Origin of the sequence: Polynucleobacter sp. MWH-S4W17 (genome assembly GCF_018687535.1) — a bacterium.
Lineage (GTDB): Bacteria > Pseudomonadota > Gammaproteobacteria > Burkholderiales > Burkholderiaceae > Polynucleobacter.
On record NZ_CP061295.1, the window covers coordinates 631361 to 657944 of the forward strand.

Consider the following 26584-nt stretch of genomic DNA (forward strand, 5'->3'; position numbering starts at 1 on the left):
CTTATCTAGCTAATGGATTAGGAGTGGCATCGCCAATCTTATGAAGTATATTGTTATCAACGTGATGAAATAACGTTACTTGATCTTTAATCTGCATCACCGTGTCTTGCTCGTAAGACCAAGTTCCATCATCGTGAACCGAAACCTGAATATGAAATTCAACCGTTCTGAAGGCGTAATCTAAAAATGGATTAGAGGAGATGCCTGCGCAGCGATCATCTTCTTTTGCATGCAATTCAAATTGCTTTGCATTTTCAGCGGCATTACCAGAGGCCATCGTAATCATGCCTCGAGGAATGCTCAGTGTGTGAATGATGTTGCCAGTTGCAGGCTCCCATAACCAATACCCCACTTGATCATGATAGGTCTTTACTTGGTCGGGCTTGGTGATGTGGGTGTGGTACCTCAAGCCATAAAAAAGCTGGGGGCCATTGGTTTGGGGGTCAATAGGCTGAAGCTCAATTCTCTCAACATAAGCTTGCTTCTTAGGTCCTTCTGCTTTGGGCTTTACGTCTAAGCCACGAACTCCTTCCCAGATGCCAGCCATGCCAGTCAAGGGCCCAAGCTGTTCTAGGGTATTGACGGGGTAGCCTTGGGGTTCGGTAAAAATGTCGTTTGGAAAATTACTCATCAGCAACCTTTTAAAAATGAAGCATTTCTCTCAAATTTTTGAGTATTATTAAATTATCCACAAACTATCTTGGAGAATTACATGATTTCTCGTATCGCGCGCTTGAGCCTAGCATCCCTGATTTCCGCTGCTATTGGTATTGCCCCCATCTCTGTGATGGCTGCTGATCCAGCTCCTGCACCTGCACCGGTCGCTGCGCCTGCTGCCGCTCCAGTGGTTGCACCTGCTACTACTCCGGCTGAGAAGTCTGCTGAGAAAAAAGCAAAGAAAAAAGCAAAGAAAGAAAAGAAAGCTGAGAAAAAAGCGAAAAAGAAGTCCAAAAAGAAGGCTAAAGCAGCAGCTGACGCCGCAGCTCAGTAATACACATAAATGAGTCCCCCTTAGTTGAGGGGCTCCGCACTATCGAAGTCATCAGATCCTTTGGGATTTGGTGACTTTTTTGTTGGCGCATCATTGCGCACTAACAACCACATTGCAGCCATCACCAAAGTCATGCCACCAATTTGTGTCCAAGTGATTGGCTCCGCCAGAATGAGGTATCCCATAAAGATAGTGGAGACTGGGCCAAGTATTCCAGCTTGAGCTACGAGTGGAGATCCGATGCGGTTTATGGCGATCATAATTAGCAACATTGGAATAACGGTGCATAAGCTGGCATTCAGTAGACTAAACCAATAAATAGGTAGAAGCTGTTCAAATATTGCCATTGGGTTATGGATGGTTGATTGCACTATGCTCAAAAATGCCGAGGCTGAACTGGCATAGACAACCAAGCGCACGCTACCAATACGCTTCACCATTTCTCCGGCGCCAATCATGTAGGCTGCATAGGAGCAGGCACTACCGAATACGAGAGCCATGCCTAACCAAGCGCCAATGCCAGTGGAGCTAGTATCTTGAATAAAGACAATGAAAACGCCAATGTAGCCAACGATGAGAGAGAGCCACTGTAGTTTAGAGACCGGTTTCTTTAAAACAAAATAAGAGATTAATAAAACAATGGTTGGCGTGAGGTAGAGAACAATTCTCTCCAGGCCAACCGAGATGTATTGAAGTCCTAAGAAATCAATGTAGCTAGATAAAAAGTAACCTAAAAATCCGAGGAAAAATAATTTGGAGCGATCAAGCCAGGTGATGGGGCTCATCGCCTTGCGGCGCGACTCCCACCAAAAGATCCCCCAGAACAAGGGGAGCGCCATGAGCATGCGTAAGGCTAGGAGGGTCTCCGCATTTGCACCATAACCAAAGGCGAGCTTAACCAAAATAGCTTTGCCGGAAAATAGCATAGAGCCTACTCCGGCTATCAAAATGCCATAGAGGTAGCGTCGGTGGTGATGTGCTGCGCTTACTGAATGCATAACGATTTATAACAGCTTATTGAGTAGCGCTCGCATTTCTAAAATAGTCTCAGAGGGCGTTAGACCTATAGGACCAATCCCTTTACTCACTAGACTATCTGCCGCGCTGGCGTGCAACTCAACTGCAATCCCAATGGCTTGCCATAGATCCAGTTGATGGCGTATACCTTGAGCGGCGATAGCGGCAATGCTTCCCGTTAGAATATCTCCCATGCCTCCAGTGCCCATACCGGCATTACCGGCAAGGCATTGAACTGGAGAATGTTGAGATGAGGCAATCAGAGTGTGCTGCCCTTTAAGAACCACGATCGATTGGGTTAATTCAACTAACTTTTGAATGGCGTCCACACGATCTGATTGCACTTTTTCTGTGGTGGTCATTAAAAGCTTTGCCGCTTCGCCGGGGTGAGGGGTGAGAACAGTCAACCCTGGAAGTGCTTGATTACGAACTTGTAGCTTCTCGAGTAGCTCAGTAGATTCACTGATTAAGTTGAGAGCATCAGCATCAATTACTAGTGGAATGTTGGAGTATGAAAGTGTTGCACCTAGGCATTGAATTGCTAAAGGAGATTTGCCAAGGCCTGGGCCAACAGCAATAACATCGGGCTGAGCGGTATTCAGTGTTTGACGAATATCGTCTGTCGCAAGACGAATCATGAGCTCGGGGTGATCGAAATCTGCGTGTGCTGAAGCAGGATCTAAGATTTCTAAGATAGTCCAGCCTGCGCCTAGATGTAAGCAAGCATTACCCGCCAAAATCAGAGCGCCCGCCATTCCTGGTGCGCCACCTATTAAAACAACTTTGCCTGCATTGCCTTTATGTTCTGAAGCCTCGCGCTCAAGAAATTTAACCAATTTAAGAGCGTCAAGGGTGTCTGGTTTGATGGTCATATTAATAGTATCGCTCTGATTTAAGAGGTCTTGAGCAAATTACAGGAAAGAGTATGCTGAACATATGAAGATCCAATTTCTTGGTGCGGCAGGTGAGGTAACAGGCTCTCGCCATTCGGTTGAGGTCATGTTATCTGGCATGCCAAGGCGTTTCCTGGTTGACTATGGCATGTTTCAGGGTGGCCGCGAGGCAACAAATAAGAATCTCGAGCCTTTACCATTTCCACCAAAAGATCTCGATTTTGTAGTGCTAACGCACGCGCATATTGACCACAGTGGTTTATTGCCTCGTCTATGTGCACAAGGTTTTGCTGGGCCCATTTACTGTACAAATGCCACCTTTGAATTAATAAAAATTCTATTGCTCGATAGCGCCCATTTGCAGCGCGCAGACGTAGAAAGAGCCGAGAGAAAAATCAAGGTTGGAAAGTGGCGTGGAGAGGTCCCTGTTGCCCTGTATTCCAGGGAGGAAGTTGAAATGACTCTGGCTCAGTTTGAGCCTTTGGCATATGGGCAGTCATTAGAGTTGATGCCTGGAATTCAGTTGGAATTTCATAATGCCGGACACATTTTGGGTTCTGCTATCGCTGTTATCGATGTTGTAGAAGATGAGCTTCAGAAAAAGCGTTGTGTATTTTCAGGTGACATCGGCATGAAGGGTAAAGTCTTAATGCCTGACCCTGATTTAATTCAAGAGGCTGATGTTGTTGTGGTTGAATCCACATACGGAGATCGCTTACACCGTAGTTTGCAAGACACTGAGGATGAGTTAGTTGAGATTATCACCTCAACCATGACCGCCCATGGCAATGTAGTAATGCCAGCTTTTGCAGTAGGGCGCACTCAAGAGATTTTATTTCTCTTAATCGACTTAGTGAGAAGAGGACATCTACCCCATTTAAGTATTTGGGTTGATTCGCCTATGGCCACTGCAGCAACACATCTCACACAGCATTTTTTCTCTCAATTAGATGGCCAGTCTCAAGCTACTTTTGAATGGTACAAAAATAACCCAGAGGCTGTGGATCTTCGCTTTATTGCGGATGTGGAAGAGTCAAAAGCCTTAAATAAAATTAAAGGTGGAGCAATCATTATTTCGGCGAGCGGCATGTGTGATGCTGGTCGTATTGTTCATCACTTAGCCAGTAATTTGCCACGTGCTCAAAATGCCATTGTCATAACTGGATTTCAGGCTTATGGAAGTCTGGGTAGACGATTGGTGGATAAGGTGGAGAAGGTTCGACTATTTGGTGAAGAGATTCCGGTTAAGGCCTCGATTCACACAATTGGTGGTTTATCTGCTCACGCTGATCAGGCGGGTTTACTAGACTGGCTTAGAGGATTCAAGCGGGAACCAAGTGCTGTCTTTGTTGTGCATGGTGAACCAGAATCATCATCAGTTTTAGCTCAATGCATCAGGGACGAATTGCATTGGACTAAGGTCATTATTCCTGAACGCTTGCATTCTTATCGGTGCTAACTCAATAATCTTATTTAGTCGGCCACTTTTGCGCCTTGGATATTGTGACGTTTCATAGCGTCCGCCACAAACCCAGACTGCTTGAGTTCCGCGATGACATTGCTTAAATAGGCGTTTGTACTTTCATAATTGGCTCTAGCCTTCGGAATGCCAATCGCTTGATTGATCACCATGAAACGACCGGGCAGCATCCGTAAGCCCCCATAGCGCTTGGCATCACTCTCTAGCTGCTGTTTGACACCTGCTGCAACATTGCCTGTTCCAGACATAAAGTCATCCACTACGGCTTGTGAGCTAGCGGCTCTTAATAGGGCGGCATTTTTAATCTCACGCGTAAGGTAAAGATCATAAGCGCTCCCTTTGCCTACGACAATTTCATTGCCGGCAGCATCTACTTCATCATTCGTCTTTAAAGCAGAGGAGGCCTTCACCATATAGGCGCCTTCAATTTGTATATAGGCTGGGGTATAGCTAATATCAGCGCCACGAACTGGGTCGATCGCCACAAATACCAAATCAATTTCTCCGGTCTTCACTGCATCGACTGTTGCCCCCGCCGTTTTGAATGGGATCAGTTGGACGGGTAATGAAATATGTTTCCCAATCTCATTGGCAATATCAATGGTTACTCCGTATAAGCTTTTGGAGTTTGAATCCTGATTGGCCAGAATCGGATTGCCTAAATTAATGCCGACGCGCAGAACGCCATTTGGCGCAAAAGAAGTTAAGGTGGATTGGTCAATAGTTTTCATAGTCTTAGGTGATTGACTTATAGCGAGTTGTGATAAGCACAAAAGCGTCAGAGATAGGAGTGAGGAAAATATCAGCTTCATTAAAAGATGGAGATAAAAAAACCGCGGCGGACCGCGGCTTTTTGTGCAAAAGAAGGAATTACTTCTTAGCGTCAGCCGCTGGAGCAGCAGCAGGTGCTGTTGGAGCAGCGGCGGGAGCATCTTTCTTAGCTTCTTCCATATGAGCAGCTTCTGCACCATGCTTCTCGCCGCCCATATCCACGTTGCCGTCGCCTTTGAGGAGTAAGTAGGCGGTGGCACCAATTAAGACTAGCACCATGATGATAATTGAACGGTTGCTCATTGCTTTTCCTTCGATTTAGTTGAGATTCAGCCAATCTTAACTCTGCTTAAGTGCTAGGTAAATCCTGATAAGCCCTAAGCCCTCATATCCTTGGTTAATCTAGGTGTTAATACTGATTTAGTTCACAGAGTAAGATGACCCTAAATAGATGTCAAAAGGTTGCAATATGAGTCCAAAACTCCCCATTAATAACTCACAGACGATTACTGAGTTTTTAAATCTACACAAGAATCAAATATCGGAAGAAGATTCCGAGGATTCTTATAAGTTTGCTTTTGGTGACGAGGCTTTTTTGTCGCGCAGGGAAACGATTGGCATTCGTTTTGAATTGGAGTTATTAAAGCCAGAGATCCTACTCAAGGAGCATGGTATCGAACATACGATTACCGTATTTGGGTCGACTCGATTTATCAGTCATGCTGAAGCATTAACTCTGAAGGAAAATGCAAATACACCAGAGAAGATTGCAGATGCCAACAGAGCGCTTCTGCATAGCAAGTATTACGAGTCAGCCCGAGAGTTCGGCTCATTGGTTGCTCATTACAACGCTACTCAAGAGAATAACTTTAATAAACTTCATATTTGCACAGGCGGCGGCCCCGGAATTATGGAGGCTGCTAATCGAGGTGCATTTGAAGCGGGCGATAAAACCATTGGTTTTAATATCAGTCTACCTAGGGAGCAGCACCCCAATCCTTATGTCAGCCCCGGCTTAAGTTTTCGCTTTCATTACTTCGCGTTGCGCAAGATGCACTTCATGTTGCGTGCTAGAGCGATTGTTGCCTTTCCTGGCGGATTTGGGTCCTGTGACGAGTTATTTGAGGTGTTGACACTGATTCAGACCAAAAAAGTCGTCCCCATCCCCGTGATTCTGGTGGGCAAAGAATATTGGAATGAGATGATTAACTTTGATCACATGGTGGAATTTGGTGTGATTGATCAAGAGGATATGCAAACCATTCACTTCTCAGAGACTGCCCAGGAGGCTTGGCAGGTGATTCAGGATTGGTATCAATTGGGTTAACAAGTACTCGCCTGTAAAATCCCACTATGAATCCAGCGCAAACTAGCATCGCCACATCTCTAGATCTTCCGGGCTATCTCTTGGGTGGTACCATGCTTTTATTGGTTATGATTTTTCATGGAGTGGTGCTGCTGCAGATTTCGAAGCGCTATGAAGTCAAAACTTTTCTATATTTGGCCGAAAAGAAATACTCTGCCGTAGCTCTCTGTTTTTACGCAAGCATCTTCTGCTTATTCTTAACCCATATCGCTGAAATACTGATTTGGGGTGTTGCTTTGTATGTATTCAAGTTGTTGCCTGCTCTGGGGCAAAGTATTCTATTTAGTGGTAGCACCTATACTGCAATGGGATTTATGGAAGATATCCTTCCTGATGGCTGGAAGATGCTGGCAGTGATCATCGCTTTTTCTGGAATGTTTTCCTTCGCATGGACTGCATCAGTCATGATCTCCATGACTAAGAACTTCCGCCAAGCCTATACCAAGCTTCATATGAGAAAGCTCAATATCTCATCTGACATCATTGATCGTTTTGAGTAATGCATGAGTAAAACTTGGGATGCCATCATTATCGGTGGTGGAGCAGCTGGCTTATTTTGCGCAGGAGTTGCTGGCCAGTTAGGAAAAAAAGTACTTGTACTGGATCATGCTGAGGTATTGGGTGAGAAGATTCGTATTAGCGGTGGCGGCCGTTGTAATTTCACCAATCTTCATTTTAGCCCAGCTAACTTTTTATCTCTCAATCAGCATTTTGTTAAAAGTGCACTCGCTAGATACCCCTCAACAGAATTTATCAAGCTGGTGACATCCTATGGTATTAATTACCATGAGAAACATCAGGGTCAATTATTTTGCGATGAGTCTGCCAAACAAATCATTGATCTATTGTTTGCAGAGTGCGCCAAGGGGAATGTGACTGTTCGTCATCCAGTCTCAGTGCAAGCGATTGAGCAAGAAGGTGATCGATGGTCCATTCAAACGAATGCTGGCACTGAAAAATCTAAGTCAGTCGTTATGGCAACTGGAGGGTTGCCGGTTCCCGCCATCGGAGCTACGGCCTATTCATTGGATATTGCCAAGCAGTTTGGCTTGAATGTGATTGATCCTAGGCCCGCTTTAGTACCGCTCTCATTTACTGCAGATAACTTCGGCGATCTCAGTGAATTAGCTGGTCTAGCTGTCCCAGTCAGAATCGCCTCCGGCTCTAAGGGATATCGATATGGCGCCTGTAGATTCAATGAGGACTTACTTCTGACCCATAAGGGCTTATCTGGTCCCGCAGTTCTTCAGGCTAGCAGTTATTGGGAAGAGGGCGAACCGATTCACATCGATTGGCTTGGCGCAATTGAGCGTCCTGGAGGATTTAACTGCGATGAGCTTTTTAATAATGAAGAGAATCGCTTAAAGCTTACCGAAACGATTTTGGCTTCTGTGCTTCCTCAGCGCTTAGCTAAAGTATTTGCAGAGCAGCGCAATCTAATGGGTCGAAAATGGGCCGAAGTCTCTAAAAAGGATCGTCAAGCTCTCAAGGAGCTGCTCACGAACTGGTCTGTAAAGCCAGCGGGTACCTTGGGTTGGAAAAAAGCTGAGGTCATGTTGGGTGGGGTGGATACAAAAGAGTTGGACGGTCAAACGATGATGTCGCGCAAACACCAAGGGCTATTCTTTATAGGTGAGTGCGTTGATGTCACTGGTCATTTGGGTGGGCACAATTTCCAATGGGCATGGGCCAGCGGCTATGCTTGTGCGCAATCCCTATAAATTTCTCATCGCACCAGGGCTTACTTCAGTTTTTTCTTCTTTTCACGCGAGCGGATATTTAAAAGCTCAACAGATAAAGAAAATGCCATAGCAACGTAGACATAGCCTTTAGGAATGTGAACGCCCATTCCTTCTGCGATCAATACCACACCAACAACAGTCAAAAATGACAGGGCCAGCACTTTAATAGAGGGGTGGCGCTGAACAAAATCCCCGATGGGTTTAGCGGCAATCAGCATGATGAGCACCGAAGCAAGGACTGCTGCGATCATGACGCTAATTTGATCCACCATACCTACTGCTGTTATCACGCTATCTAGGGAAAAAATAATATCTAGCAAGCCAATTTGTAAAACAGAGCCAATAAATAAAGAGAGCATTGACTTGGCGCGGTCTTTCCCCTGAGAGTCAATTTGTTCATCGCCATGCTCACCCACCTCTACTTCAATATAAATTTCTTTGGAGGCCTTCCAGATTAGGAAGAAGCCGCCAAGCAATAAGATTGAATCTCTGCCACTAATCAGGTGGTCGGAGATGCTGAAGAGGGGTGTTGTGAGACCCATTACCCACGATAGACTTAGCAATAAAAGAATGCGAGTGACAAGCGCAAACAAAAGACCGAAGCGGCGAACCCTCTCCCGAATTTCAGAAGGGAGTCTGTTGGCGATAACGCTAATAAAAATGATGTTATCAATGCCGAGAATAATTTCAAGGGCAGAGAGTGTCAGAAAGGCAATCCAAGTATTGGGATCACTCAGGAGCTGCATCGTGCTTTCGATCATTTTCTACTTTACTAATGTAACTATTGATGAGAGTTTAGCGAATAACACCAACCCCCTATTTCAATTTAATGACCACATCATTAGTTGGGTTGATTTCTCATCCAGTCGGCAGTATTGAAAAAGGATTCTTCTAATTGCTTGGCAACGTTGCCATCAATCCCGCAATCTTCCATGGCCTTATACATGCAAGCAAGCCATTGATCTCGTTCTTTTAAGCCAATCTTGAATGGCAGATGCCGAGCCCTTAGCATGGGGTGGCCATATTTGGGTGAGTAGATATCAGGACCGCCCATCCAGCCGGTGAGGAAGAACTTGAGTTTTTCCCTAGAGCCGGAAAGATCTTGCGGGTGCATGGACCGTAGATCCTCAAAATGGGGTTCTAGGGCCATTAAATCGTAAAAACGATCTACTAACGCGTCAATTTGGTCTATGCCGCCAATGGACTCATAAATGGATATTTTTTCACTCATTTTGTCATTTTAATGCGGTAAATTCGGGGAATTGGCAGTTCTTCTATTTCGGTATAGAGTTAAATGCCAAAGCTTTATTAACCCTTGTTTATAGGAGTGTACAAATGGATGCAAAAGAACTTCAAAAATGGCAGCGTGAAAAAGCAAAAGAATTATTCGATTACTCACATACTTTGCTTGAGGCGGCAAAAAAATTAAGCGAGCATCATATGGCGGAGATTGAGTGGGGCATGAAAAATGCCCTCGATAGCGCCAAGTCAGCTGCTAAGAACGATTTAGCTAAATTAAAAGACTTACAGGAAGAAGCTACAAAAGAAACTGCGAAACGTGCAGCCGCATACCAAAAGAAGGTGAAAGCAGTTTTAAAAGAACTCGGCGAAGGTGCCGCTGATGAAACGGAAAAGCATTTAGAAAAGGTTCGTAGCTCTTTGGTAACATGGCTTGAGGATGCTGAAAATAAAATGCCAGCACATGCTGACAAGCTATCCAAGGTAGTTCATGAAATGTCAACGACTGGTCAGAATATGTTTAAAGAAGGGCGCCGCATTGTGAACCAAGTTGCCGAGACTGCGGAAAAGAATATCGATGAACTAGTTAAAAAATCCGGGGGCAAGAAGAAGGCTGATGAATAGGCCTGATTAAGCCAGGGAAAAACAAAGCCGCCTCACAACTGGGGCGGTTTTTTATTTCCAACCTTGTAGCCATAATTCGCTATTAGTGAGATCGCGCCATGCGATTTGTGTGGTTTTCTTGGAATAGACTGCTTCAATTTCCACAAACTCAATTTTTTCGTTTGGTGGTTCTGGCAGAATTACTTTACTCACCAAGAAATGCTTTTGTTTAGCAATCGGTTGAACTGCGGTCCATTTGGTGAGGAGTAATTTCTTAGGGCTGAGTCGATTCATCGGTAATACATTCCCATTCTTTTTTATAAGGCAGTGCACTGGAATTCTTGACCATTGATCAAGAGCGCACCTGAGGAGGGTGAGAATACGGTCTTCGATTGATCGGTTTGACCTGAGCATTTTTCATCAAAGTAGCTTTGGGCGCCCAAACTTCCGCAATAATCAAGTGCCACCCCCTTAAATTCCATTTGGGCCTTTCGGAGCACCATGGAAACTTTAGACTCGGAAGGGGCGCTACAACTCCAAGTAGTGTATGTCTCTCGACCACAGGCACTAAGCCCGAGAAGGATCGCAAGGTAGAAGGCTAGACGAATTTGGGGAGGGATTCTCAAGGATTGCACCCCTAGAGGATAGCGATATTTCCAATATTTCGCCCAAGAATCAGGTTTGGTATTAATATTTACTGCAGATTGTTTAATAAACAACGCTTAGTCTTAATAAGACATTTAAAAACAAAAATATTGAAGGAGACGCTGTGGATACAAATCGGAGAGATGCGCTTAAATTGGGTGCATCTGCTGCTATTAGCAGTATGTTTATTTCTAATGCAATTGCTGCGACTGATGGTCAGCCGCCGATTGTGGTGGAGCCATTGACTGGTAAAGCGGGTCTTAGAATTGCTAACTATTTGCCAAAAATGGGTGCCACCTCAAGATTGGGATTGGTTACTAATGACGGTATGGTGGTTGATATCCCTGCGGAAGCGGCTCGTCAAAAAGTACAGCTCTCATTCGATCCTACCTCAATGATTTCATTGGCTGCCTCTGGCAACAAAGGCTTGAGTGAGTTGGCAACATTATTTAAAGGTCGTGGAAGTAATTTAGCCAATGTGAATAATGTGGTTTTGCTATCACCTATTCCTAAGCCACAAAGCAATATTTATTGCGTGGGCTGGAATTATCTAGACCATTTTGAAGAAGGCCTCAAGCATCGCGCCGATACTGCTGTGAAGGAGTACCCAAAGGTTCCTGTGCTCTTTACTAAAGGCACGCAAACTATGAATGGCCCATTCGATAACATTCCTTATGATGCCGGCATCTCCACCATGATTGATTGGGAGGCTGAGCTAGCAGTGGTGATTGGTAAAAAAGGCAAGAATATTTCTGAAGAGAATGCAATGGACTATGTCTTTGGCTATTCTGCCTTCAACGATACTACGGCGCGTGATATTCAGCAAAAGCGTCAGTCCGGCCAATGGTTTAAAGGCAAGAGCTTGGATGGTCATGGTCCAATGGGTCCATGGGTTGTTACTGCAGGTGGTGTCAATTTAGATGACACTCGCATTATTTGCCATGTGAATGGCGTTGAAAAGCAAAACGCTAGTTACAAGCAAATGTATTTCAAGATCCCGGCAATTATTGCTGAGCTATCGCGTGGCTTAACATTATTGCCAGGCGACATTATTGCAACTGGCACTCCTTCTGGGGTAGGCGCAGGCAGAACTCCTCAGGAGTTTATGAAGCCAGGTGATGTTATGGAAACAAACATCACTGGCATTGGCATCATCCGCAACAAGATTGCTTAACTGATTAACTCAGTAAGCTTTCAGAACAACAGCAAGGACCTAGAGAACCCAGAAGTGATGAGTTCCGTCCTTGCCCAGTTGTTCCACTAAACCAAACTCCCAATCAAGATAGGCCTGCATTGCTGCAGGATCTACACTAGTGCCTTCATAAGGGCGCTTATAGCGATCCAGGGGAGGTGAGGCTAAATGACTCGGACCTTTTTCTAGATCTAATCCTGCCCTTACCCAGGCGGCATTACCGCCTGCCAAAACGAGTACCTCAGCTTTAGTCAAGACTTGCACTTCCTGGGCAGCAAAAAGACTTAATTCAGCTGGTGCGCTGGTAATAACATAGCGATCTACCTGAGGAATTTTTTTCATTGCTTCAGTAAGTTGAGAACGGAGTGCATACCAACTTCCAGGGATGTGTCCTTTCACGTAGTTGGCATGTGTGCTGAAATCGATTGCAATGGTATTGCTATCGCTCTTAAGCCAATTGGAGACAGTAGCAGCATCAACACTCTCTATTTTTGGAAGGTCGGGTAGGGGCGCTTTCCAGATTCCTTTTTCCTTGAGATCGGAGGTATTGACTCCATCAAGAACATAAACATCCCAAGCCATTTGCGCCAACCAAGATGCGGGCATATTAGCGCGCACGCCACCACCACTTGGGTCTACCAACACTACACGTGCGCCACGAACTGGAGCAACCATCTCCGTTTCTTGTACAAGCTGTCCGCCTGGTACCGATCTAAAGCCAGGAAGATGACCTGCTTCATACTCTTCCGGAGTGCGCGTATCAAAGAAATAAGTCGTTCGATCGGCTTGTGCTTTCCATGTCTGTATATCGCCAAGGCTAGCGCGCTTAACGCCGGCTCGATCAGCAACACTGCGAGCGCGTACTGCTGCTTCATTTCTTGTGTCGTCACTCACTTCCTGAAACTTTCTGCTTTGTCCCTTATCCAATTCTTGGCCGGCAAGCGTCCAGCCAATCGTGCCATTACGTAGCGCATTAACTTTGTTTGGAATGCCGGCATTAATCAGCGACTGAGTGCCAATAATGCTGCGAGTTCTGCCGGCGCAGTTCACAATGACCTTCGTCTTTGGGTTGGGTGCTAACTCTGGAAGGCGCAGAACCAGCTCTGCACCTGGAACGCTAATACCGGTGGGAATGCTCATCGTGTTGTATTCATCAAAGCGGCGTACATCAACAACAACGACATCTTCTTTGTCATCGATTAATTGTTTTACTTCTTGCGCTGATAAAGAGGGGGTATGGACCTTGGATTCTACAAACTCACCAAATGATTTACTGGGAACATTCACATCTTTAAATACTTCACCGCCAGCTGCTTTCCAGCCTTGAACACCTCCCTCAAAAACCGATACATCGGTGTACCCAAGATTGATTAAGCGTTGCGCAGCTAATTGAGAAAAACCTTCGCCATCATCAAGGGTGACGATAGGTACATTTTTCTTTGGTAGCTTTGCGTAAGCATCAATCTCTACTCTGGAAAGAGGCAGGTTTGCGGCAAAGAGGGGATGCTCTTGCGCATGAGGATCTTCTTCGCGCACATCTAAGAATGCAATTTCTTCTTTGTTGAGAAGTTTATTGCGAACGAATGAGTGATTTTTAGTTTGAATTGCCATACTGTCTTTTGTATTTTTAATTGAATGATTATCTTTTAGTCTAACTTGGCGCCAGATTTTTTGACTACCTCACCCCAGCGCACAACTTCTTGATTGATATAGGCAGCCAGTTCAGGACGCGTCATTTTTGGTACGCTTGCGCCCATAGATGCCCAGCGTTCCTTAATATCAGGAGAGGCAAGTGCTATTTGTGTTTCTGCGCTCATCTTGTCAACGATGTCTTTGGGTGTTCCCTTGATTGCCCACAGAGCATACCAACTTGATACAATGAAATTAGAGATCCCTAGTTCTTGAGCGGTTGGCACATTTGGAAACGCATCCACTCTTTTGGAGGTTGCAACCGCAACCGCAATAAGCTGCCCATTCTTAATGAATGGTGCTGCACCTGCCAAGGTATCAAACATCATGTCCACTTGACCGGCGACAAGGTCTTGAAGGGCTGGCCCAGTTCCACGATAAGGAATGTGGGTGATAAATAATTTGTTCTGTAACTTAAATAGCTCACCTGTTAAATGCTGCGAAGTCCCATTGCCTGTAGAGGCGTAGTTATATTTTCCTGGATGCTTACGAATCTCTTCCATGATAGATTTCAAATCATTTTTTGGAAACTTGTTTGGGTTTACAACAATGACATGAGGAACGCTACCAATGATCGCGACTGGCTCAAAATCTTTGGTGATGTCATATGAGAGGTTGGTATACATGCTTGGGGCAATAGAGTGATGCACTGCACCAAGAAGCCAGGTATAGCCGTCCGGCGCCATTTTTGCTGCAACTGCAGCACCCAGGGTTCCACCTGCACCACCTCGGTTATCAACCACGATGGCGTCATTCAGTTGGGTTGAAAGCTGCTTTGCTAAGGGGCGCCCAAAAGCGTCCACAGCCCCACCTGGTGGGAAGGGGTTAATAAAAGTAATTGGCTTGTTGGGGCTTGGCCAAGAGCTGGTTTGGGCATTTGCTGAGAGTCCAATTAGGCTGCCAATAAGCAATAGAAGGAAATTTCTAATCATTTTTTGCCTCTAGTTTATTTATAGTATTTGAAGGTCAATTTTGGCTGAAGCCGCCAATATAAGAGTTATCCCTGATTTAGGGGGCGATTTTCTATGGTTTTTATAGGGATATACTGATCCGGCTGTCGGTATAAATATTCATTTGTTAATAGGAGACGAGATGTCACAACACGATACATTGTTGGCTGCTTTTGAAACATACAAAGCTGAAAACGAAAAATTCATTGAAAAAGGTATTAAGGCATCTGCTGCTCGCGCACGCAAGGCCTTGCAAGAAATCGCCGGTGCCTGCAAAGAGCGCCGCAAAGAAATCACTGCCGCTAAAGAGGCAATGGAAGCTAAGAAGTAATTCTCACTCCGGACTGATTGATAAGCCTAGCTTTTGCGAGCTAGGCTTTTTTATTAGTGACTTGCACTTACAGTACTTTGCTTAAATAGCAATGCTAAACAAAGTTAGTTTCATTGCTTTGCTACGAATAGGAACGAGCATTTGATATTCGGGGCTATTGGCCCAAGCATGAACGTCTTGCGCGTTGGGAAACTCGAGCTCCACAAAAGATCTGAAGGACGCAATTCCTAATTCATTCCAGAATAATTCTACAACTGAGCCACGGTTCTTGATAGAGCCCTTGTAGAGCTCAACCGTTTGCCCAACTTGAGAACGGTATTGCTCAAAAGCGCTTTGATCCATTAACTCCATCAGCCCAATGACCTTCACCATCATGACTCCTCATATAGATTACCTAATGCTAAGAGAGTATATCCACGCTATAGTTAGGTCATGAATACAGAGCAATTTCAACGGTTACTTGAGCAGGAAGGATTTCCTGAGCCGGTAGAGGTTGAGCAAGCCCCCAATAGTCAGCTTAGTAATCACGAGCATCTATTTGAAGTAAGGGCGCTAGTGATTCAAGGCAGTATCGATATCACTATTCATGGAAAGAGTAGGACCTACCAGGCTGGTGATGTGTTTGAGTTGGGATTTAAAGAGGTGCATTCCGAGTCATATGGGCCTGAGGGGGTGAAATACCTAGCCTCTAGAAAACAATAAACAATATTAAGAAATTGAGAGTGATATGAAAATCGGATTTATTGGACTTGGCAATATGGGCTTACCAATGGCCCTGAACTTATTAAAAGCAGGACACCAAGTTACAGGTTTCGATTTGGTAAAGAATCAGCTTGATGTTTTTGCAGCTGCAGGAGGTAGCGTTGCAGCAAATGCAAACGACACTGCAAAAGATGTCGATGTTTTGATCAGCATGCTGCCCGCCTCTCGTCATGTGGAGGGCTTATATCTTGGTGATGCCGGTTTGTTGGCAAGCGCGAATCCTAAAACATTGCTCATTGATTGCTCAACGATTTCGCCAAAGGTAGCTCAAATAGCTGCCGCTGCCGCCAAAGCAAAAGGCTTTGCCATGATTGATGCGCCAGTCTCGGGCGGAACTGCAGGTGCGCAAGCGGGTACTTTAACGTTTATGGTCGGTGGCGAAACGAGTGCAGTGGAGTGCGCACGTCCTATATTAGAAAAGATGGGCAAGAATATCTTTCATGCTGGCGGCAATGGGGCGGGGCAGACCGTTAAAGTTTGTAACAACATGATGTTGGGCATTCAGATGCTGGGAACAAGTGAGGCGCTGCGATTAGGCATCGCAAATGGCCTAGACCCCAAAGTTCTATCTGACATCATGTCTAAGAGTTCAGGGCGAAACTGGGCTTTGGAGCTTTATAACCCATGTCCAGGCGTCATGGAAAATGTCCCATCCTCAAAAGGTTATGCTGGTGGTTTTGGTGTAGATCTCATGCTCAAAGACATGGGGCTGGCAGTTGAGAATGCAGAAGATCTGGATGCTAGTGTTCCCCTTGGGAAATTAGCGCAACAGCTCTATGAGATTCACAGCAAAGCCGGTAATGGCCAACTGGATTTCTCAAGCGTCTTTAATTTAAAAAAATAAATTAAAGACGCTCCGTAGCCCAGACAGATCAACTCTGGAGGGTCTCAAAATCCTAATTGCAGCTTGGTTTAGCGGTTAAAGCTTCTTTTAGCTGGGCTACTACGCTTGGCAGGAGTCTTCTTCGCTGGAGCTCCAACTGTTCCGGCGGGTCTTGGCTTGCGAGATTGCTGGTGTTGCTGACTTCGTAACTGAATCGGTTGCGCCACGGCATTTGGATCTGGTTCAAATCCAGCAATCACTTCTTGAGGCAACTTTTGCTTAATCAGTTTTTCAATATCTCTGAGCATTTGATGCTCATCAACGCACACCAAAGAAACTGCTACGCCATTTGAGCCTGCGCGACCAGTACGTCCAATTCGATGGACATAATCTTCAGAAACGTTTGGAAGGTCATAGTTCACTACGTGAGGGAGTTGGTCAATATCAATACCGCGTGCAGCAATATCGGTGGCAACCAATGCGGTTAACTTACCTGCCTTGAAATCAGCCAATGCTTTAGTGCGAGCGCTTTGGCTTTTATTGCCATGAATAGCCATGCTGGTGATGCCATCCTTTTCCAGCTGAGTAACCAGTTTATTCGCGCCATGCTTAGTACGGGTAAAAACCAGCACTTGCTTCCAGTCGTTAGTCTTAATGAGATGGGCTAGCAGAGGGTGTTTCTTGGTTCTATCGACTGGATGAATCAATTGGGCAATTGCTTCATTGGTGCTATTGCTTCGAGCCACCTCAATTAACTCAGGCGAATTGAGTAAGCCATCTGCTAATTGCTTAATTTCGGTAGAGAATGTTGCTGAGAACAAAAGATTCTGGCGCTTTTTAGGTAAGGCAGCCAAGATCTTTTTAATGTCTCGTAAGAAGCCCATGTCTAACATACGATCGGCTTCATCTAATACGAGAATCTCAATATCGTTGAGTGATACGCAATTTTGTGACATGAGATCAAGCAGTCGACCTGGCGTAGCTACCAATATATCGAGACCGCCAGCAATGGCTTTGATTTGCGGATTAGCGCCAACTCCGCCAAAAATCACAGTGGATTTCAAGCCGGTATATTTTCCATAAGTCACAACAGACTCTTGGACTTGGGCGGCTAACTCGCGAGTGGGAGTCAAAATGAGAACTCGTAATAATCTTTTGCCGCTAGATTTAGGGGTGCTGCTTAAACGTTGCAGAATTGGAAGCGTAAAGCCAGCTGTTTTTCCTGTGCCGGTTTGAGCGGCAGCCAAAAGATCGCCACCTTTTAGGACGGCAGGAATCGATTTTGCTTGAATTGGGGTAGGGCTGGTGTAGCCTTCTTCAGCAATAGCGCGAAGAATGGGTTCTGATAAACCAAGATCTGTAAATAACATAGGGGCCAATAAAGTATTGACCCGTATTCAATTAAACGACTATCCCGGTCAATGGGGTGAGCTGCCACGCTGGAGCGTTTGCAGTAAGAATCTCTATTTTAAGTCATCAACCTCAAAAGCTCGGTAATTAGAGAATTACGCTGGATTCCAGAGATTTGGCACGACAGTATTGGCATAACCGGAGACGAATGACTTTTCTGCACCGGTTTCAGGGTTAAATACCGAGCGATGAATGCGGCCGATATTGCCACCATACACGTGAATGCTGATTGAAGTTTTGTCGTGCAAACTATTCTCGACCACATGAATATCGTGAGTATCTGGTGATACGGTATCAACGTGCCCGGGCAGGCTGACACATGCATTGCCTGCTTTGAAGCTGGAATCTGCTTGGCGATAGTAGGGTGTGCCGGTTTCTTGACCGCGCAACTGACCAATCATTCCCCAAACGGTGTGATTATGCAAAGGCGTTTTTTGTCCGGGGCCCCACACAAAACTCACTACAGAGAATCGATCCAATGGGTCTGCATAGAGAAGATATTGCTGGTAGTACTGCGGGTGCGGTTTAGTGAACTCTTCTGGCAACCAATCATCCACTGCAATCAGCTTCTCTAATATTTTCTTGCCTTCAGTAAAAACGATCTCTTCACTTGGCTTTTTCTCGAGTAGCAAACTGAGTTCTTGAATAAAGGTCAGTAATTTTCCGTCAGACATTTTTTGCTCCATTACATACATCACTCATCTTGGAATACACAATCAGGCCATGCCTTAGGTTTGAGTGTGTTGGTATCAACGCAAACGATATGCAGCAAGGCGCTCGCAATAATTTGGAATTCTTCGCTGTCATGAAGCTTTCTTTGCGCAGTCTGTTTAACGCTCACCTGGGTGCGGCCGCGATGTTCAATCACTTGGTCTATGTAAAGCAAGTCATCTAGACGCCCTGGTTTATAGAAGTTCATTGTGAGTTCGCGCAACGGCATCACCATATTAAATTCATTCTCGAGTTTGGTAGGGCTTAAGCCTTTTTGAGCAAGCCACTCTGCACGGCTGCGTTCAAAAATCTCTAGATAACGTCCGTGATAGACAAAACCTGCTGCATCTGTATCTGAGTAACAGACTCGATGGGTATAGATAAAGGCGCTGGTATTTAGATTGGTGTTAGAGGTCATCGGTTATTAAATTTATTTTGACAATACGAGAATCATATTACGATGAGCAATACCAGCCTCATCATAGGTGGGCCCCTGTACCTGAAAGCCTAGTTTTTGATAGAAAGGGATGGCGGCTACTTGGGAGTGCAAAACGATAGACTCTGCCCTTTGAGATTTAGCGAGGTCAATCAGCTTTTCCAGGATCTTCCTTCCAATTCCCTGATTTCTAAATTGCGTCAAGACAGCCATACGTCCAATTTGGGATCGCCCGCCACCCAGATCCACCAGTCTTCCAGTGCCAATACAATGTGACTCCAGATAGGCTAGGGCATGAGCGGCAGAAGGGTCGAATTCATCCAATTCAAGCTCGGCTGGGACTCTTTGCTCTAGGATAAAGACCTCTTGGCGCACCCAAAAGGCGTCTACTTCAGCCTCTTTCCAAGGTTTTATTAGTATTTCCAAGATGCCCAGTGCCTCCAAGTGCTGTTTCCATCCAATTTACCAAATAAAGGTAAATATGAGCACAGTTCGAAGCTGTACAAAAAGCGCCTCATTCCATGGTTACAATGAATTGTGGCTCTGGATTGAGCCCATTCGTAACCTTTTACTCAATTAGGAGTTATCTTGAAGAAATCTTTATTAGCTGGTTTATTTGCTGCAGTTGGCATTACCTTTGCAAGCTCTGTTTTTGCACAGCTTCCTGCAAAGATGTTGCCTTTAGCTGCTGACGTTGTCGTTTTGAGCGCAACTGTTGACTCAGTAGATGCAAAGAAGCGCATTGTTGTATTGAAAGATGCTAACGGTAATTTGGCGCAGATGAACGTCGCTAAGTCAGTAAATGATTTAGATAAAGTTAAAAAGGGCGACGTATTCTTGGTTGAGCATGCTCAAGCGGTTGCGGTTGGCTTGACTGCTGTTGGTAAAGGTCAAAAACCAGGCGTTTCAGGTGTGCGTTCTGTAGTGATCGCCGGCAAAGGCGCTACTAAGCCTTTTGAGGAGACAACAGAAACTGTTTATGCAACTGTAAAGATCTCAACCATTGATCAAAAGACGCGTATCGTAAGCTTCACATTACCAAGTGGCGAGAAGCAAAAAGTTAAAGTAGATCCAGCTGTTTTGGGCCTTGAGAAATTCAAAGCTGGTGATGACGTCATGGTTGAGTTTGTTGACGACACAGCAATTGGCTTCGTAACACCAAAGAAATAATCAATACTAAGTAGCCTATAACTGGTCAGTAGGACGGTTGTAAAAAAGCCCGCAAATGCGGGCTTTTTGTTTGATTCGGCTAGATTATTTTTTAGCGTTCGGAAAGAAAAGCTGCTCGCCATCAATCTTGTAGCTAGCAATAACATCTTGACCATTTTTCGAAATGAGCCAATCAATAAATTCTTGACCCTGTGCTTTTTTCACATGAGGGAACTTAGCTGGATTAACCAACATCACACCATATTGATTGAAAAGCTTTGGATCGCCTTGCACAAGGATCACGAGGTCACCACGATTCTTAAAGCTGAGCCAAGTAGCGCGATCGGCCAAAATATAGCCATTCATTGCAGAAGCAGTATTCAGAGCAGGCCCCATACCAGAGCCTGTTTCTTTGTACCAAGACTGATTGGAAGAGGGGGTGATGCCTGCACCTTTCCAGTAGCGAAGCTCTGCAGCATGTGTACCGCTTTTATCTGCACGTGATACAAAAGGAGCTTGTGCAGTAGCAATTTTTTGGAGTGCAACTTGAATATCCTTACCACCAGCAATTTTTGCTGGATCTGATTTAGGTCCAATGAGTACGAAATCGTTGTACATCACTTCGTAGCGTTTAGTTGAAAAGCCTTCTTCAACAAACTTCTCTTCAGCAGGTTTGTCATGAACAAACACCACGTCTGCATCACCACGGTGGCCAATATCTAGTGCCTGCCCAGTTCCAACAGCTACAACCTTAACTTCAATACCAGTCTTCATCTTAAAGATGGGGAGCATGTAATTGAAGAGGCCAGATTGCTCTGTGGAGGTAGTGGATGAGACCACAATACTTTTTTCTTGGGCGAAAGCCTGTGAGCCGTTGAGGGCAATGGCCGTTAGGGTCGCTAGAAGTAGGTTGCGGATTGATTTTTTCATAGGCGTGCACTGAGTAATTTATTAAGGTAATATCATCGCATAATTATTACCACTTGAATATGCAATCAATTACATATGCAAATTGAAGTTAGACCAACCTTAGTATTAAATAATCAAGCCAAAGGCGGGGTCCCTATTGATTTGGTTTGGCTGTCTCAGCTGTTAAGGGATATCGGTCGCGGTAACTCGTTAATTTCAGCAAGTAAAAAATCCAGCACCTCTTATCGAAGCGCCTGGGGCAAGATGAATGATGTGGAAGCTGCGCTTGGCATGCCACTCATTACGAGGACTAAAGGACATGGCTCAAAGTTAACAAAACTCGGCGAGTTTTTAATTGAGTTTATTGATGAGATGCAAGCGGGGTATGTTGAGCATGGAAGCGCATATCAAGATACCTTACTTAAAGAAATTAAAAAGATTCAAAAGACTGATAGTAGAAAATGGAAGTTTCTCTCTAGCAGTGATTCCATCATTCAAAGGGCCGCCGCAGAGATTAAAGGCTTCGATTTGAAGATTGCTGGTTCGGGAGAGTCCCTTGAAAAGCTTCTGAGTAACGAAGCTCATATTGCCGGATACCATGTATCAGATGAGCGAAGCTCAAAGGCTATTCATCATCGCTTGTCAAAAAATGATATTCAAATATATCCTGTCATGAAGCGCACACAAGGCTTACTGGTGAAAAAAGGAAACCCCCTCCGCATCTCTGCTCTCTATGATTTGGTGAATCCAAAAATTCGCTTTATTAATCGTCAGATCGGCTCTGGCACAAGACTGCTACTTGATGGTCTGCTGATAGAGGAGGGTATTGATCCTTCTGAAGTGAATGGCTATCTGCATGAAGAGTTCACTCATTCAGCGGTTGCGAATGCTATTTTGGCCGACAAGGCTGATGTAGGTTTGGGCGTGAAAAATATTGCTATTGAAAATGGTTTGGGGTTTATACCGCTTAAAGATGAGTTATTTTTCATCGCCATGCATAGGGAGATGGTTGCTCAAGCAGAGGCCTCCAAATTAATCAGGAAGATAAGAAGCTATTCGGGAGATACGCCTGGATATAAGGCTGTAGGCCTTAATCGACAAATTGAAGGTTGGTTGTAATGTAAAGAAGTAGCTACTGTGTAGTAAATATAACTATAAATAGGAGGCAACATGTTTCATCTATTAGATAAAGAAAGAACGATTGCAGGGCCAGGCTTTAATCGCTGGCTTGTGCCACCGGCGGCGTTAGCTATTCACTTGTGTATTGGTATGGCGTATGGCTTCTCAGTGTTCTGGTTACCGCTATCTAAGGCATTGGGTGTTTCACTAGGCGGTACTGAGGCAATTAAATGTGCTGCCGATGTTGGCTTCTTTGCGCAACTTTTCACAACTACTTGTGACTGGCAAATTTCGACCTTAGGTTGGATGTATACATTATTTTTCGTGTTCCTTGGTATCTCTGCTGCTATTTGGGGTGGCTGGTTAGAGCGCGCGGGTCCACGCAAAGCGGGTGTTGTAGCGGCTTGTTGTTGGGCTGGTGGCATGCTCTTTTCTGCCTGGGGTATTTATCTCCATCAATTCTGGATGATGATTCTCGGCTCAGGTGTGATTGGAGGTATCGGCTTGGGGCTGGGCTACATCTCACCAGTTTCAACCTTGATTAAGTGGTTCCCAGACCGTCGCGGAATGGCAACTGGCATGGCCATTATGGGCTTTGGCGGTGGCGCAATGATTGGCTCACCATTGGCCGCAATGCTCATGAAGAACTTTGCAACGCCTACCAGTGTCGGTGTGGCACAAACATTCGTGGTGATGGGTGTGATCTATTTCATCTACATGATGATTGGCGCAATGAGCTATCGCGTGCCGGCGAGCGATTGGAAGCCTGCTGGTTGGACACCTCCTGTTGCTGATACATCTAAGGCGATGATCACTACACGCAGCGTTAGTGTTAAGAAAATCTGGGGTATTCCTCAATTTTGGTTGGTTTGGATTGTGCTAACTATGAACGTTTCTGCTGGCATTGGTGTGATTGGCATGGCATCTCCAATGCTCCAAGAAATTTTTGCTGGTAGCTTAATTGGTAATGCATTGAAATTTGGCGAGCTCGATAAGGGTCAGTTAGTAGCGATTGCTGGTATTGCCGCTGGCTTTACTGCGCTGCTGAGCTTGTTTAATATTGTCGGCCGTTTCTTCTGGGCCAGCTTGTCAGATAAGTTGGGTCGTAAATTAACTTACAGCATATTTTTCATATTAGGTGGGGTGTTGTATTTCAGCATTCCCTCTAGTGCTGCTGCAGGTAGTTTGGTTCTCTTCGTTGGTGCCTTCTGCATTATCTTAAGTATGTATGGTGGAGCCTTTGCTACTGTCCCTGCTTATCTTGCTGACTTGTTTGGTACTCAAAACGTAGGCGCAATTCATGGTCGATTGTTAACTGCTTGGTCTACAGCAGGTATCCTGGGTCCAGTGATTGTGAACTACATGCGTGACTATCAACTAAGTCTTGGAATTGCGAAGAGTCAGGTGTACAACCAGACGATGTACATCCTTGTAGGTATGTTAGTTATCGGCTTGATTGCTAATTTGATGATTCGCCCAGTTGCAGATAAGTGGTTTATGACTGATGCTGAATTAGCAGAAGAAAAGCGTCTTGCCCATGAAAAGGCAATGGGATCGATTGTTAAAGGGGAAGCTGGCCATGAGCATACCTCTACTTTGACAGTCATTTTGGCGTGGGCATTTGTAGGCATACCACTTGCTTGGGGTGTCTATAAAACCTTCTTAAGCGCTTTAAAGTTGCTTGGTTGATCAGGTTTCTAAGCATCGATAACCACCCTTCGGGGTGGTTTTTTATTTCTATCCGCTAGAATTAACTCAATCATGTTTATTCGCCCGATTTCCCTATTCGCATCGCTGCTTTTATTTACCAATCTTGCCTTTGCGCAGACCTCAACTGTTGCCGTTGCTGCCAATATGAAAGATGCTTTTAACGAGATTATGGTTGCCTTTAAGGCTAGCGGTAAAGCAGAGATGAGAGTGGTCTATGGCTCATCCGGTAACTTCGCGGCGCAAATCATGAACGGCGCTCCATTCAATCTTTTTATTGCGGCAGATGAGCATTTTCCGTTGGAGCTATTTAAGAATGGTAAGACGGTAGATGAGGGCGCTACATATGCGATTGGTAAGCTTGCCTTAATTGCCAAAACCTCATCTGGGATTCGTTTGGCTGACAGCAAGACAGAAATTGCTCGGGCAATTGCACAAACAAACAAAGTGGCAATTGCTAAGCCAGAGCTCGCTCCTTATGGTAAAGCTGCGGTTGATTATCTCAAGGCAGAAGGCCTATGGGATCTGGCTAAAGACAAGCTTGTCTATGGAGACAACATTGGCGTAGCTACAACATATGTGGTGAGCGGTGCGGCAGATATTGGTTTTACTGCCTTATCTTTGGCCAAATCTCCAGAGGTCGCAAAAGAAACTAGCCTCCTTTTGGTCGACGCTAAGTTATACGAGCCCATTAAGCAGCGCATGGTGCTAATAAAAGGTGCGCCCCAAGAATCAGTGGATATGTATCGCTTTATGCAGGGACCCCAAGCCAAATCCATTTTGCAAAGGTATGGATACATCACACCTTAGTTGCTAATTACTTGGGCGCTCTCATGTACTTCAGCATCTCTTGTAAAGCCTCTTGCGGTGACTTCTCTAGCTGCCCTACTACTGCGTCATAGTCTTCGGCCGGCCGGTTCTGGCTTAGCTTAAATTTACCCACCAAACTACCGACCTCAATCTCGATGCCAATGATGGCCTTGAGCATCATCTGCACGTATTCTTCCGGAGCATCATCTAACTTCCAGGTGGATTGATAGGTAGGCTCATGAAGATTGGTCATTTGTGATACATGACTCCTCAACCACTGCGCATCCTCAATCAACTTGATGCTGCCTGCCGCGTGAACCACAGCATAGTTCCAGGTTGGAACTACTTTCCCACTCTCTTGTTTTGATGGATACCAAGATGGGGTTACATACGCATTCGGTCCATTAAAGATTGCTGTAACTGATGTGTTGCTGCTGCTCGCCACCCTAACAAGCGGATTCATTTTGGCGACATGTCCATAAAGCTTGGTTTTATCTGGGCTCAACATGAGGGGTAGGTGATTGATTTCAAAATGGCTATCCAGATTCGCAACAATAGTCGCCAATGGATATTCAGAAATCAGCTGGGCTAATACCGCTTGATCTTCAACTAAAAAATGTTTTGGTATGTACATAAGAGGCTAGGCAGAATGGGTAAAAGGTTGTATTTAATAAGAACATAGCAGAGATTGAGCTCTTGTTCTTAAAATTCGTACTCCACCTGCATTCTGATGGTGTTTTTTGGTGATGCGGTGGTGGTTCCCCAGAGGTAGGCTACGTTGTATTTCAAAGCTTCCTTGCGGCCCAGTTTGGTTTTCCCAAAAATGGCTGGCCCCGCACTAGATTGTTGCTGTTCATTGGTGTTCCAGTTATTAACCTGTCCTAGCCATGAGTAGATCTGAGCTCCAAGCTCCAGCTCTGGCTGAAGGCGATACTTCACCTGGCCCTGGTAGCCGAAATAAGTACCCTGATTTTCAGTGCCCGTGTAGTGTCCTTGCATCAAGACGTTGAGATTGGCGACCCACTTTTTCCATTCACTTTGAAATAAGAAGCCGTATTTGGCCTCATACCCTTCATTGCGATTTTGAGGACGTTCTAACTCAAGCAAGAAGCCGATGTCTACTGGGTATTTTCCAGTTTCCGTTAGTTGAAATTTATTCTCCCATTCCACCGCATCAAATTGAGAGTTAGTACCATCCCAAGTGACTTTTCCATAAATCTCAGTGAACCACCAGGAGTTCACGCCATAACCGAAACCAATAGAAGCGCCTGATTGCCTATTGTCTTCACCGCTTCTGGGAGTCTGGGTTCCAAACTTGGTATCGATCTCTCTTTCGCCTTCTTCCACTCTTGGGGTGTAGATGTAATCTGCTGGCCCACTTAAGTACTCTCCAGCATGAACCAATGCACTGGCTGAGAGAAGGGCAAGGCAACACAAGCCTTGCATTAAATTATTTCTCATTATCATTTAACCCTTACTACGCCTTGAGCGGTTTCAGGGCTAAATTCACCTTCAAATTTATAGATGCCACGACTTAAAGGTCCGATGTAGAAAGAGGCCTTGCTTTTGGCCTTGATTAACACCTCTCTGTTGAGGTCGTAACTTTCAAATTCCTCTGGAGTGTCATCTAGATTTTCAATAGTAAGCTTTACTTTGGTATCGGCGGGGATATCAATTTCTGATGGAGAAAAGCGCCCATTTTTAATTGAAATCTGGATATCGTTGCTTGCTGCAATGGAGATATTTGTCAAATTTAACAACAAGAAAATACTGATAAGTGTATGTTTTAAATAGTTATTTTTCATAAGTTCAGGTATATATTAATGAGAACCATTCTCA

At 45.0% G+C, this 26584-nt stretch carries 34 protein-coding genes; 14 read left to right on the forward strand and 20 right to left on the reverse strand.

Annotated elements, in window-relative coordinates; all coding sequences use genetic code 11:
* Position 1 precedes the first annotated feature (1 nt).
* Complete coding sequence (locus tag C2755_RS03375) at positions 2-631, reverse strand: FABP family protein (protein WP_215321770.1); 630 nt, start codon at positions 629-631, stop codon at positions 2-4.
* 81 nt (positions 632-712) lie between these two features.
* Between C2755_RS03375 and C2755_RS03380 the strand changes: the two genes are divergently transcribed.
* On the forward strand, positions 713-991 hold the full coding sequence (locus C2755_RS03380) for a protein tyrosine phosphatase (protein WP_215321771.1): 279 nt from the start codon (positions 713-715) through the stop codon (positions 989-991).
* A gap of 20 nt (positions 992-1011) precedes the next feature.
* Here C2755_RS03380 and C2755_RS03385 read toward each other — a convergent pair whose 3' ends face one another.
* Together C2755_RS03385 and C2755_RS03390 are read right to left on the reverse strand one after the other, a co-directional pair.
* Positions 1012-1989, reverse strand: a complete 978-nt coding sequence (locus C2755_RS03385) for a DMT family transporter (protein ID WP_215321772.1) — start codon at positions 1987-1989, stop codon at positions 1012-1014.
* Positions 1990-1995: 6 nt separating this feature from the next.
* Positions 1996-2880: an NAD(P)H-hydrate dehydratase gene (locus tag C2755_RS03390; RefSeq protein WP_215321773.1), complete on the reverse strand. Its 885-nt coding sequence runs from the start codon at positions 2878-2880 to the stop codon at positions 1996-1998.
* 64 nt (positions 2881-2944) lie between these two features.
* Here C2755_RS03390 and C2755_RS03395 point away from each other — a divergent pair, with 64 nt between their 5' ends.
* Positions 2945-4360 carry an MBL fold metallo-hydrolase RNA specificity domain-containing protein gene (locus C2755_RS03395; RefSeq protein ID WP_215321774.1) on the forward strand — a complete coding sequence of 472 codons (1416 nt, stop codon included), beginning with the start codon at positions 2945-2947 and terminating at the stop codon, positions 4358-4360.
* Between the two features lie 14 nt (positions 4361-4374).
* Here C2755_RS03395 and C2755_RS03400 read toward each other — a convergent pair whose 3' ends face one another.
* Complete coding sequence (locus tag C2755_RS03400; RefSeq protein WP_215321775.1) at positions 4375-5112, reverse strand: ABC transporter substrate-binding protein; 738 nt, start codon at positions 5110-5112, stop codon at positions 4375-4377.
* Positions 5113-5251: 139 nt separating this feature from the next.
* Positions 5252-5455 (reverse strand): hypothetical protein, encoded by a 204-nt coding sequence (locus tag C2755_RS03405; protein ID WP_072582947.1) that lies wholly within the window; start codon positions 5453-5455, stop codon positions 5252-5254.
* A gap of 166 nt (positions 5456-5621) precedes the next feature.
* Between C2755_RS03405 and C2755_RS03410 the strand changes: the two genes are divergently transcribed.
* The 3 genes from C2755_RS03410 to C2755_RS03420 are packed head-to-tail and all read left to right on the forward strand — an operon-like array spanning position 5622 to position 8239.
* On the forward strand, positions 5622-6479 hold the full coding sequence (locus tag C2755_RS03410) for an LOG family protein (RefSeq protein ID WP_215321776.1): 858 nt from the start codon (positions 5622-5624) through the stop codon (positions 6477-6479).
* A gap of 26 nt (positions 6480-6505) precedes the next feature.
* Positions 6506-7018 (forward strand): hypothetical protein, encoded by a 513-nt coding sequence (locus C2755_RS03415; protein ID WP_215321777.1) that lies wholly within the window; start codon positions 6506-6508, stop codon positions 7016-7018.
* Between the two features lie 3 nt (positions 7019-7021).
* Positions 7022-8239, forward strand: a complete 1218-nt coding sequence (locus tag C2755_RS03420) for an aminoacetone oxidase family FAD-binding enzyme (RefSeq protein ID WP_215321778.1) — start codon at positions 7022-7024, stop codon at positions 8237-8239.
* 20 nt (positions 8240-8259) lie between these two features.
* On the opposite strand, the gene C2755_RS03425 is transcribed toward C2755_RS03420, so the two are convergent.
* Both C2755_RS03425 and C2755_RS03430 read right to left on the reverse strand, forming a co-directional pair.
* Positions 8260-9021 (reverse strand): TerC family protein, encoded by a 762-nt coding sequence (locus C2755_RS03425; RefSeq protein WP_215321779.1) that lies wholly within the window; start codon positions 9019-9021, stop codon positions 8260-8262.
* A gap of 80 nt (positions 9022-9101) precedes the next feature.
* The gene (locus C2755_RS03430) at positions 9102-9491 is read right to left on the reverse strand and encodes a group II truncated hemoglobin (protein WP_215321780.1); all 390 of its coding nucleotides are present in this window, start codon (positions 9489-9491) and stop codon (positions 9102-9104) included.
* 104 nt (positions 9492-9595) lie between these two features.
* Between C2755_RS03430 and C2755_RS03435 the strand changes: the two genes are divergently transcribed.
* A complete protein-coding gene (locus C2755_RS03435) occupies positions 9596-10123 on the forward strand; it encodes a hypothetical protein (RefSeq protein WP_215321781.1) in 528 nt (175 codons plus the stop codon).
* Positions 10124-10174: 51 nt separating this feature from the next.
* On the opposite strand, the gene C2755_RS03440 is transcribed toward C2755_RS03435, so the two are convergent.
* Positions 10175-10396, reverse strand: coding sequence for a TIGR02450 family Trp-rich protein (locus tag C2755_RS03440; protein ID WP_215321782.1), 222 nt, complete (start codon positions 10394-10396; stop codon positions 10175-10177).
* Between the two features lie 23 nt (positions 10397-10419).
* The gene (locus C2755_RS03445) at positions 10420-10605 is read right to left on the reverse strand and encodes a hypothetical protein (RefSeq protein WP_215321783.1); all 186 of its coding nucleotides are present in this window, start codon (positions 10603-10605) and stop codon (positions 10420-10422) included.
* A gap of 266 nt (positions 10606-10871) precedes the next feature.
* On the opposite strand from C2755_RS03445, the gene C2755_RS03450 reads away from it, so the two are divergent.
* Positions 10872-11921, forward strand: a complete 1050-nt coding sequence (locus tag C2755_RS03450) for a fumarylacetoacetate hydrolase family protein (protein ID WP_215321784.1) — start codon at positions 10872-10874, stop codon at positions 11919-11921.
* Between the two features lie 39 nt (positions 11922-11960).
* Here the strand turns inward: C2755_RS03450 and C2755_RS03455 are convergent, their stop codons facing one another.
* Positions 11961-13550: a rhodanese homology domain-containing protein gene (locus tag C2755_RS03455; RefSeq protein WP_215321785.1), complete on the reverse strand. Its 1590-nt coding sequence runs from the start codon at positions 13548-13550 to the stop codon at positions 11961-11963.
* A gap of 35 nt (positions 13551-13585) precedes the next feature.
* On the reverse strand, positions 13586-14560 hold the full coding sequence (locus C2755_RS03460; RefSeq protein ID WP_215321786.1) for a tripartite tricarboxylate transporter substrate binding protein: 975 nt from the start codon (positions 14558-14560) through the stop codon (positions 13586-13588).
* Between the two features lie 160 nt (positions 14561-14720).
* Between C2755_RS03460 and C2755_RS03465 the strand changes: the two genes are divergently transcribed.
* Complete coding sequence (locus tag C2755_RS03465) at positions 14721-14909, forward strand: hypothetical protein (protein WP_028819023.1); 189 nt, start codon at positions 14721-14723, stop codon at positions 14907-14909.
* Between the two features lie 81 nt (positions 14910-14990).
* On the opposite strand, the gene C2755_RS03470 is transcribed toward C2755_RS03465, so the two are convergent.
* The gene (locus C2755_RS03470; RefSeq protein WP_251368529.1) at positions 14991-15284 is read right to left on the reverse strand and encodes a DUF1330 domain-containing protein; all 294 of its coding nucleotides are present in this window, start codon (positions 15282-15284) and stop codon (positions 14991-14993) included.
* Between the two features lie 57 nt (positions 15285-15341).
* On the opposite strand from C2755_RS03470, the gene C2755_RS03475 reads away from it, so the two are divergent.
* Together C2755_RS03475 and mmsB are read left to right on the forward strand one after the other, a co-directional pair.
* Entirely contained in the window at positions 15342-15611 is a 270-nt protein-coding gene (locus C2755_RS03475) for a cupin (protein WP_215321787.1), read from the forward strand.
* Positions 15612-15636: 25 nt separating this feature from the next.
* Entirely contained in the window at positions 15637-16515 is an 879-nt protein-coding gene (mmsB, locus tag C2755_RS03480) for a 3-hydroxyisobutyrate dehydrogenase (protein ID WP_215321788.1), read from the forward strand.
* 68 nt (positions 16516-16583) lie between these two features.
* Here mmsB and C2755_RS03485 read toward each other — a convergent pair whose 3' ends face one another.
* The 4 genes from C2755_RS03485 to C2755_RS03500 all read right to left on the reverse strand — a co-directional run bounded on the left by C2755_RS03485 (position 16584) and on the right by C2755_RS03500 (position 19477).
* The gene (locus tag C2755_RS03485) at positions 16584-17864 is read right to left on the reverse strand and encodes a DEAD/DEAH box helicase (protein ID WP_215321789.1); all 1281 of its coding nucleotides are present in this window, start codon (positions 17862-17864) and stop codon (positions 16584-16586) included.
* Between the two features lie 135 nt (positions 17865-17999).
* The gene (locus C2755_RS03490; protein WP_215321790.1) at positions 18000-18578 is read right to left on the reverse strand and encodes a hypothetical protein; all 579 of its coding nucleotides are present in this window, start codon (positions 18576-18578) and stop codon (positions 18000-18002) included.
* Positions 18579-18598: 20 nt separating this feature from the next.
* Complete coding sequence (locus C2755_RS03495) at positions 18599-19033, reverse strand: YbgC/FadM family acyl-CoA thioesterase (protein ID WP_215321791.1); 435 nt, start codon at positions 19031-19033, stop codon at positions 18599-18601.
* 12 nt (positions 19034-19045) lie between these two features.
* On the reverse strand, positions 19046-19477 hold the full coding sequence (locus tag C2755_RS03500) for a GNAT family N-acetyltransferase (RefSeq protein WP_251368530.1): 432 nt from the start codon (positions 19475-19477) through the stop codon (positions 19046-19048).
* A gap of 162 nt (positions 19478-19639) precedes the next feature.
* On the opposite strand from C2755_RS03500, the gene C2755_RS03505 reads away from it, so the two are divergent.
* Positions 19640-20221, forward strand: a complete 582-nt coding sequence (locus C2755_RS03505) for a hypothetical protein (protein ID WP_251368531.1) — start codon at positions 19640-19642, stop codon at positions 20219-20221.
* An 84-nt stretch (positions 20222-20305) separates the two neighbouring features.
* On the opposite strand, the gene C2755_RS03510 is transcribed toward C2755_RS03505, so the two are convergent.
* On the reverse strand, positions 20306-21130 hold the full coding sequence (locus tag C2755_RS03510) for a substrate-binding domain-containing protein (RefSeq protein ID WP_215321792.1): 825 nt from the start codon (positions 21128-21130) through the stop codon (positions 20306-20308).
* 75 nt (positions 21131-21205) lie between these two features.
* Here C2755_RS03510 and C2755_RS03515 point away from each other — a divergent pair, with 75 nt between their 5' ends.
* The 3 genes from C2755_RS03515 (at position 21206) to modA (ending at position 24745) form a co-directional block, all read left to right on the forward strand.
* Positions 21206-22228 carry a substrate-binding domain-containing protein gene (locus tag C2755_RS03515; RefSeq protein ID WP_215321793.1) on the forward strand — a complete coding sequence of 341 codons (1023 nt, stop codon included), beginning with the start codon at positions 21206-21208 and terminating at the stop codon, positions 22226-22228.
* Between the two features lie 51 nt (positions 22229-22279).
* Positions 22280-23917, forward strand: coding sequence for an OFA family MFS transporter (locus C2755_RS03520; protein ID WP_215321794.1), 1638 nt, complete (start codon positions 22280-22282; stop codon positions 23915-23917).
* 72 nt (positions 23918-23989) lie between these two features.
* The gene (gene modA / locus C2755_RS03525) at positions 23990-24745 is read left to right on the forward strand and encodes a molybdate ABC transporter substrate-binding protein (protein ID WP_215321795.1); all 756 of its coding nucleotides are present in this window, start codon (positions 23990-23992) and stop codon (positions 24743-24745) included.
* A 7-nt stretch (positions 24746-24752) separates the two neighbouring features.
* Here the strand turns inward: modA and C2755_RS03530 are convergent, their stop codons facing one another.
* From C2755_RS03530 to C2755_RS03540, 3 genes are all read right to left on the reverse strand, one after another.
* Positions 24753-25379, reverse strand: a complete 627-nt coding sequence (locus C2755_RS03530) for an FMN-binding negative transcriptional regulator (protein ID WP_215321796.1) — start codon at positions 25377-25379, stop codon at positions 24753-24755.
* A 68-nt stretch (positions 25380-25447) separates the two neighbouring features.
* Complete coding sequence (locus tag C2755_RS03535) at positions 25448-26206, reverse strand: hypothetical protein (protein ID WP_215321797.1); 759 nt, start codon at positions 26204-26206, stop codon at positions 25448-25450.
* A gap of 2 nt (positions 26207-26208) precedes the next feature.
* The gene (locus C2755_RS03540; RefSeq protein WP_215321798.1) at positions 26209-26550 is read right to left on the reverse strand and encodes a cupredoxin domain-containing protein; all 342 of its coding nucleotides are present in this window, start codon (positions 26548-26550) and stop codon (positions 26209-26211) included.
* Between the last annotated feature and the right edge of the window lie 34 nt (positions 26551-26584).